Consider the following 3,391-nt stretch of genomic DNA (forward strand, 5'->3'; position numbering starts at 1 on the left):
ATGCTGTATTACATACCAAAGCAGTACGCCGTGCAGGTTATAAAGGTAATCCGTTAACACAAGGTGTCAAACTATTTGAGCAGATATTAAAGCAACGTTCAGGTATGGTTTTATCGCAACATGAATATGACGAAGTCTGGAAACTGGTAGCTTATAAAGATAAGAAAATACGTCTTGCAATTCCCGAGATGTTAAGTGAACTCGCAAGCTTGAAAAGCCATAACGTTAATGTTGAAGAGTTTCCTTTCATCCTTTTGTCAGGTGAACGCCGTAGTTACAATGCCAACCAAATTTACCGTGACCCTGCTTGGCGAAAAGTAGATGCAGAAGGTGCACTGCGTATTCATCCTGAAGATGCAAGACACTTAAATGTAGATGCAGGAGGGCAGCTTAAATGTATCTCAGCGCATGGAGAAATTCAGGTAGCTATTGAGTTGGATGATGGGATGAGAAGAGGTGTCGTATCACTTCCACACGGCTATGGTATGCGATTTCAAAATGGAGAACCGATTGGACCACAATTAAACTTACTTATTTCTGCTGAACATTGTGATCCATTGTCGAAAACGCCGTACCATAAATATGTACCCATCCGTTTAGAAAAGTGTTAGAAATAGAATCAAGTAAAACATAGATTTTACCGCGCTAACTCGAGATTTATTTTTAAATTATTCTTGAGAAGGCGCGGTGAAAAACCGATAAAAATTTAAATGTTATGGAAGATAAGTAGAGCTGGAACAAATTTTGCATAAAAAGCAAAGCACTATTTAGGCGCAATTTTTTCTATTTGATTGTTCATAATCGGTGCTCGCAATATTTGAACTGTTCTCGATATGAGTGCAAATGATGAAACAATATCACTCTGAAACTGCGCCAAGCCTTCTGCAAGATCAATATGGACGCATCAAGCGTAAGTTACGAATTTCTGTAACTGATCGCTGTAATTTTAAGTGTGTATATTGCATGCCTGAGCATCCAGAATGGTTAAATAAACAAGATTTGCTTAGTTTTGAAGCGCTCTTTCAATTTTGTCATTTTATGGTGCAGCAAGGTATCGAAAGTATTCGCATTACGGGTGGTGAACCATTAATGCGTCAAGGTATTGTTCATTTCATTCGAGATCTACAGTCTTTAAAAAGTTTAGGTTTAAAACGTATATCGATGACTACCAATGGTCATTACCTTGCTAAACATGCCAAGCAGCTAAAAGATGCTGGATTAGATGATTTAAACATTAGTTTAGATAGTTTAGATCCTGTTCAGTTTAAAGAGTTGACCAAGAAAAAATTGGAGCCTGTTTTAGAGGGGATACAAGCTGCAAAAGAAGTAGGATTACCTTTTAAAATTAACTGCGTGTTAATGAAAGATAGAAATGATGATCAAATCTTACCTATGGTGAAATGGTCAATTGCTCATCATATTCCTTTGCGTTTTATCGAGTTTATGCCGCTTGATGGTGATGCACTTTGGTCAAATAAAGATGTGGTAAGTGAGGCTGAAATTTTACAGGTATTGCAACCGTATTATTCGGTACAAGTCATCGAGCAGCAACATGAGCCAGCGCGTCAATATCTAATTAACGGTAGCTACCATTTAGGAATTATTTCCACAATTACGCATTCATTTTGCCACCAATGTGACCGTATACGGCTTACCGCAAAAGGCGAACTATATAACTGTTTATTTGCGCCGCAAGGCTTAAATATTAAGCCTCAGCTTCAAACGCTGGTAAGCAAACAACATACTCCGGAATATGGTGTGTATATCCAAAATTTAAAGAATTTGGTTCATCCTTATATCTGGCATAAAGCCAAAGGTTTCCATGCCTTACAACATCAACAAACCCGTAAAATCAGCATGCATATGCTTGGGGGATAAATGCAACAATCTATCCAAATTAAAGTCGAAGCATTTGGTGCAATTGAAAAATTGCTTCCTGAAAATCTTTTGCTAGTTTGTCCTAACCATAGTCTAGTTAAAGATGTATTGGATGAAATTGTTTTATTGCATCCGGAATCTACAAAAGCCATGGAAAAATGTGCATGTGCGATTGGTGATAATGTCATAACCAGACAAACTGTCTTAAGTGAAACATGCACTTTGGTTTTATTATCACCCGTTGCCGGAGGATGAGTCATGAAAGAGTTCGCAAGAATACAAGAGCAGGCTTTAAGCTTGGATACTTTTGATCCGATTCAGTCTTTTCCTGAATGTGGTGGTATCGATATTTTTATGGGTACGGTTCGTAATCACCATGAAGGTAAAGCAGTAAAGGCGCTGAAATATACATCGTATAAACCGCTTGCAGAAAAAATGATACGTGAAATTGAACTAGAAATTGAGAAAAAGTATCAGGTATCTTATGTGCGAGTGGTTCATCGAATTGGATACCTGAATGTAGGTGAAACAGCCATTATTGCGATTGCGTATGCAGCCCATCGCCGTGAAGCTTTTCAGGCATGTGAGGAAGCGGTCGAACGTGTAAAGCATGAAGTACCTGTCTTTAAAGAAGAGTTTTTTACAGATGGTACAAGTCATTATGTAGAGGGCTGTTGTATTCGTAAGGATACACCACACGACCACAAACACCATCATCATGCCGGCCATGAGCACTCACACTGAAATATGTAATACTAGGATAAATAATGAAAAACGTAGGAATGAAGCCGGAAAGTTATCGTGTTGCTGAAGCACAAGCGATTTTATATGCACCACCGCACTGTATTGAACTATTAAGACAAGGAAACACGGAAAAAGGTGATGCATTAAAAACAGCACGTGTTGCAGGAATTTTGGCAGCAAAACGAACTGATGAGCTGATTCCACTATGTCATCCGCTACCGATTTATCGGGCAGATGTAGAATATGAATTGGAACATGACTTTGTAAAAATTATTGCTGTCGTTGAGACCATTGGACCAACTGGTGTAGAAATGGAAGCTTTAACGGCGGCAAGCCTTGCAGGTTTAACTATTTACGATATGTTAAAGCCTCATTGTGAACCAGAAGAACTCTGGATGGATCAATGTAAACTACTTAAGAAAAAAGGTGGAAAATCCCATTTTAAACGGGTATTGCGTCAACCTGTTTCGGCTGCTGTTATTGTCTTGTCAGACACCGTAGCAGCGGGTAGAAAGCCGGATACGGCCGGAAAATCTGTAGTTGAAACTTTAACTGAAGCTGGATTTGATCCGATCCATTACCAAATTTTGCCTGATGAAGCAGATGATCTCAAAGAATTGGTCCTAGAACTCACCAAATCGTATGCTTGTATTATGACCGTGGGTGGGACAGGAATTGGTAAGCGTGACATTACAGTTGATACGCTAGAGCCTCTTTTAGAACGTAAATTAGATGGTTTAATGGAAGCTGCTCGCTCATTTGGACAAAA

General features: G+C 39.0%; 5 protein-coding genes. All 5 read left to right on the forward strand.

Going from position 1 to position 3,391, the window contains the following annotated elements; translation table 11 throughout:
- Window positions 1–611: molybdopterin dinucleotide binding domain-containing protein (locus C1642_RS12895; protein ID WP_322869414.1), on the forward strand; the 611-nt coding region annotated here is incomplete at its 5' end.
- Between the two features lie 226 nt (window positions 612–837).
- A complete protein-coding gene (moaA, locus tag C1642_RS12900; RefSeq protein ID WP_085941333.1) occupies window positions 838–1,878 on the forward strand; it encodes a GTP 3',8-cyclase MoaA in 1,041 nt (346 codons plus the stop codon).
- Window positions 1,879–2,133 carry a MoaD/ThiS family protein gene (locus tag C1642_RS12905; protein WP_103236408.1) on the forward strand — a complete coding sequence of 85 codons (255 nt, stop codon included), beginning with the start codon at window positions 1,879–1,881 and terminating at the stop codon, window positions 2,131–2,133.
- A 3-nt stretch (window positions 2,134–2,136) separates the two neighbouring features.
- Window positions 2,137–2,622, forward strand: a complete 486-nt coding sequence (locus tag C1642_RS12910) for a molybdenum cofactor biosynthesis protein MoaE (RefSeq protein ID WP_000657209.1) — start codon at window positions 2,137–2,139, stop codon at window positions 2,620–2,622.
- Between the two features lie 23 nt (window positions 2,623–2,645).
- Window positions 2,646–3,391: bifunctional molybdenum cofactor biosynthesis protein MoaC/MoaB (moaCB, locus tag C1642_RS12915; protein WP_103236409.1), on the forward strand; the 746-nt coding region annotated here is incomplete at its 3' end.

The sequence above is a fragment of the Acinetobacter sp. AKBS16 genome (assembly GCF_002899995.1).
In the GTDB taxonomy this organism is placed as follows: Bacteria; Pseudomonadota; Gammaproteobacteria; order Pseudomonadales; family Moraxellaceae; genus Acinetobacter; species Acinetobacter baumannii.

Bases quoted from the DNA above. Each gene is read 5' to 3' on its own strand.
- C1642_RS12905 (WP_103236408.1), top strand. From the start codon at position 1,879: ATGCAACAATCTATCCAAATTAAAGTCGAAGCATTTGGTGCAATTGAA.
- C1642_RS12910 (WP_000657209.1), top strand. From the start codon at position 2,137: ATGAAAGAGTTCGCAAGAATACAAGAGCAGGCTTTAAGCTTGGATACT.